This window comes from Xanthomonas pisi DSM 18956 (genome assembly GCF_001010415.1).
Lineage (GTDB): Bacteria > Pseudomonadota > Gammaproteobacteria > Xanthomonadales > Xanthomonadaceae > Xanthomonas > Xanthomonas pisi.
In genome coordinates, this window is the sequence record NZ_JPLE01000344.1 from 1 (window position 1) to 1,017 (window position 1,017).

The 1,017-nt window shown below is 48.6% G+C and carries 1 protein-coding gene; it reads left to right on the forward strand.

Annotated features, from left to right (window positions below):
* Window positions 1–130: 130 nt before the first annotated feature.
* Complete coding sequence (locus tag Y887_RS18180; RefSeq protein WP_052764942.1) at window positions 131–946, forward strand: DUF6216 family protein; 816 nt, start codon at window positions 131–133, stop codon at window positions 944–946.
* The last annotated feature ends 71 nt before the right edge of the window (window positions 947–1,017 follow it).

A 1,017-nucleotide genomic window follows, 5' to 3' on the forward strand; every position in this document is an offset into this window, starting at 1 on the left:
AACCGAACGCCGTCGACTGATAAGTTAACCTGCCTCCGTTACTTGCGATGATATGGCTAAAATTTTCGCCCAATTGGCCGATATCGCCTGAGCGGCTTAGTGCGAGCTAACTTCTTTAGGAGAAGCATCAATGGATTGGTTTGACTTTCTCACCAATAAAGTTGCTTTAGGATCAATCACCGGCATCATCGTTGCCGCAGCTATCACCTGCTGGCGGGCTGAATCTTTTCATCCTGTCAACGCTAGGCTCCTGCGTTTCTTCATTGCCAGGGACGAGATTGAAGATCCGGTGATCAAGAAGAACTTGGCGGACCAGGCTGCACTGGTTAGCTTTCGTATGACCCATGGTGTGCGGTCACAAACGCTTTTGGACGCTCAAAACCTCGCAGCTTTCTCCGAGAAAAGAAATATACCCATTAGCTTGATAGGCAGAGCGGGATGGGCATTCGATCTAAAAAAGCTAGAAATCGTTCCCAAAAGAATTCCCCATTGGGCATGGCCAGCCGGGGCTTCAATTGTCCTATTTCTCCTAATCATTGGAATGATCATCTCAGCGGCTGTGGCTTCAACCGACGATCTGCTAATTACATTGAAGGGCAGCGAAACATCATTATGGTTGACAAGCACCGAAGCCAGGAAAGTCCGCCCGATCTTCGGGAAAAAGGAAAATTTCGTAAAAGACCAATGCTCATCCAGCCAAAAACCGGTCAGCCCACCGGGGTTTAAATCGACCGACCCCAGGACGCTGTGCGATATCTGGGCAGATAACTCATTCGATAAATATTTAGCCCAGGAAATCCCCAAGCAGCGCCGCGTTTTTCTGATGGCCTTAGGTATGCTGACCTGGTATGCGCTTATGATCTTTGGCACAATACGTCAGTGGCTTGCGCAGATTGAGTTGAAAAAAATCCTAGGCAAGGCAGAAACAGAAAAGGCCGAAGCTTGAGATATCCGCCCCGCAAGCCGAGCGCCATCAACTGGTAAGTTAACCTGACCCCGTTATTTGTTCCTTAATTA

Excerpts from the sequence above, each read along its gene's own strand:
- Y887_RS18180 (WP_052764942.1), top strand. The coding sequence starts at position 131 with ATGGATTGGTTTGACTTTCTCACCAATAAAGTTGCTTTAGGATCAATC.